The sequence below is a fragment of the Pseudomonas sp. NPDC088885 genome (assembly GCF_044750025.1).
GTDB lineage: Bacteria > Pseudomonadota > Gammaproteobacteria > Pseudomonadales > Pseudomonadaceae > Aquipseudomonas > Aquipseudomonas rustica.
The window spans coordinates 1-2,369 of sequence record NZ_JBIVJB010000218.1 but is presented as its reverse complement, the minus strand read 5'-3'; the positions used below and the strand labels follow the sequence as shown (position 1 = coordinate 2,369).

Sequence of the window (2,369 nt, the reverse complement as noted above, 5' to 3'; positions counted from 1 at the left end):
CTTGAACCTGAGCGCCGTGCCGCCCGCCGTCATTCTGATGGCCGGTCTGCAGGGTGCCGGTAAAACCACCACCGCCGGCAAACTGGCGCGCTTCCTGAAAGAGCGCAAGAAGAAGTCGGTCATGGTCGTATCGGCGGACGTTTATCGTCCTGCGGCGATCAAACAGCTGGAAATGCTCGCCGGTGAAGTGGGCGTGACCTTCTTCCCGTCCGACCTGAGCCAGAAGCCGGTCGACATCGCGCAAGCTGCTATTAAAGAAGCAAAACTGAAATTCATCGACGTGGTCATCGTCGATACCGCCGGTCGTCTGCACATCGACGAAGAGATGATGGGCGAGATCAAGGCACTGCACGCCGCGATCAACCCGGTCGAAACCCTGTTCGTGGTTGATGCCATGACCGGTCAGGATGCGGCCAACACGGCCAAGGCCTTCGGTGATGCGCTGCCGCTGACTGGTGTGATCCTGACCAAAGTCGACGGCGATGCCCGTGGCGGTGCTGCGCTGTCGGTTCGCGCCATCACCGGCAAGCCGATCAAGTTCATCGGTATGGGCGAGAAGAGCGAAGCGCTCGACCCGTTTCACCCTGAGCGTATCGCCTCGCGCATTCTCGGCATGGGCGACGTGCTCAGCCTGATCGAACAGGCTGAAGCGACCCTCGATAAAGACAAGGCCGATAAACTGGCCAAGAAGCTGAAGAAGGGCAAGGGCTTCGACCTCGAAGACTTCCGCGATCAGCTGCAACAGATGAAGAACATGGGCGGCCTCGGCGGCCTCATGGACAAACTGCCGAGCATCGGCGGCGTCAACCTGTCGCAAATGGGCAATGCCCAGAACGCCGCAGAGAAACAATTCAAACAGATGGAAGCCATCATCAACTCCATGACCCCGGCCGAGCGCCGCGACCCTGAGCTGATCAGCGGTTCGCGCAAACGCCGTATCGCCATGGGTTCCGGTACTCAGGTGCAGGACATCGGTCGCTTGATCAAGCAGCACAAGCAGATGCAGAAGATGATGAAGAAATTCACCGCGAAAGGCGGAATGGCGAAAATGATGCGCGGCATGGGCGGAATGTTGCCCGGCGGCGGCATGCCGAAAATGTAAAGAATCCGCGCCGGTCGTCGCACCGGCGCAGACCCTGCAAGGACGCAGGATCAACAGCAAACCCGCACACGGCGGGAGCTGACCGGCCGTTTTTATCGACGGCTCTATATGCAGATCTGCACGGCATGCCATAGGCGCCGGAAAAAGTCATTTGCAAAAGTCCGGATATTCCTTAGAATATGCGGCCTTTCGGGCACCCATGCCCGCTGTGCATTTAGATTTGCAGCACCGACTACAGTAAGTATGTTCAAATGCTAACAATCCGTCTTGCCCTTGGCGGCTCCAAAAAGCGCCCGTTTTACCACCTGACCGTAACCGACTCGCGTAACCCGCGTGACGGCTCCCACAAAGAACAGGTTGGTTTCTTCAACCCTGTTGCCCGTGGTCAGGAAGTTCGTCTGTCCGTGAACCAAGAGCGCGTTGCCTACTGGCTGAGCGTTGGTGCACAGCCTTCTGAGCGTGTTGCTCAGTTGCTGAAGGACTCCGCAAAGGCTGCGGCCTGAGCAATATGAACGCGACGCCAGCTGTTGCTGATGATTTGATCGTTATCGGCAAAATTTATTCTGTTCATGGCGTTCGCGGCGAAGTGAAGGTTTATTCCTTTACTGATCCGACTGAAAACCTGTTGCAGTACAAAACCTGGACGCTCAAGCGCGAAGGCAATGTCAAACAGGTCGAGCTGGTCAGTGGACGCGGGAGCGATAAGTTCCTGGTCGCAAAGCTCAAGGGTCTTGATGATCGTGAAGAAGCTCGTCTTCTGGCCGGTTATGAGATCTGCGTGCCGCGCAACCTGTTCCCTGAATTGACCGACGGCGAGTACTACTGGTACCAGCTGGAAGGTCTGAAGGTTATCGATCAACTGGGGCAAATGCTCGGGAAAGTCGATCATCTTCTGGAAACCGGCGCCAATGATGTAATGGTAGTCAAGCCTTGCGCTGGCAGCCTGGATGATCGTGAACGCTTGCTGCCCTATACGGCGCAGTGTGTGTTGGCAGTTGATCTGGCAGCGGGCGAGATGAAGGTGGATTGGGATGCGGACTTCTAAGCGTGGCTAAATTGCGCGTAGAAGTGATCAGTTTGTTTCCCGAGATGTTTTCCGCCATCGGCGACTACGGCATCACCAGTCGAGCGGTCAAACAGGGGCTCTTGCAGCTGACCTGTTGGAACCCGCGGGATTACACGACGGATCGGCATCACACTGTGGACGATCGCCCGTTTGGCGGTGGTCCGGGCATGGTGATGAAGATCAAGCCCCTGGAAGATGCTC

Annotated in this window: 3 protein-coding genes and 1 pseudogene; all 4 read left to right on the top strand. The window is 56.9% G+C overall.

Translation table 11 applies throughout. The features are described 5' to 3' along the window. Positions 1–1,102: signal recognition particle protein (ffh, locus tag ACIP1X_RS28660; protein ID WP_400755948.1), on the top strand; the 1,102-nt coding region annotated here is incomplete at its 5' end. Between the two features lie 251 nt (positions 1,103–1,353). Further along, the gene (gene rpsP / locus ACIP1X_RS28655; RefSeq protein ID WP_045059142.1) at positions 1,354–1,605 is read left to right on the top strand and encodes a 30S ribosomal protein S16; all 252 of its coding nucleotides are present in this window, start codon (positions 1,354–1,356) and stop codon (positions 1,603–1,605) included. Positions 1,606–1,610: 5 nt separating this feature from the next. Then, positions 1,611–2,147 (top strand): ribosome maturation factor RimM, encoded by a 537-nt coding sequence (rimM, locus tag ACIP1X_RS28650; RefSeq protein ID WP_007908985.1) that lies wholly within the window; start codon positions 1,611–1,613, stop codon positions 2,145–2,147. 44 nt (positions 2,148–2,191) lie between these two features. Continuing rightward, a pseudogene (locus tag ACIP1X_RS28645) lies at positions 2,192–2,369 on the top strand (tRNA (guanosine(37)-N1)-methyltransferase TrmD); the annotation flags it as partial.

What these genes read in the sequence shown, in the direction of transcription:
- rpsP (WP_045059142.1), top strand. Translation starts at nt 1,354, where the DNA reads ATGCTAACAATCCGTCTTGCCCTTGGCGGCTCCAAAAAGCGCCCGTTT.
- rimM (WP_007908985.1), top strand. Translation starts at nt 1,611, where the DNA reads ATGAACGCGACGCCAGCTGTTGCTGATGATTTGATCGTTATCGGCAAA.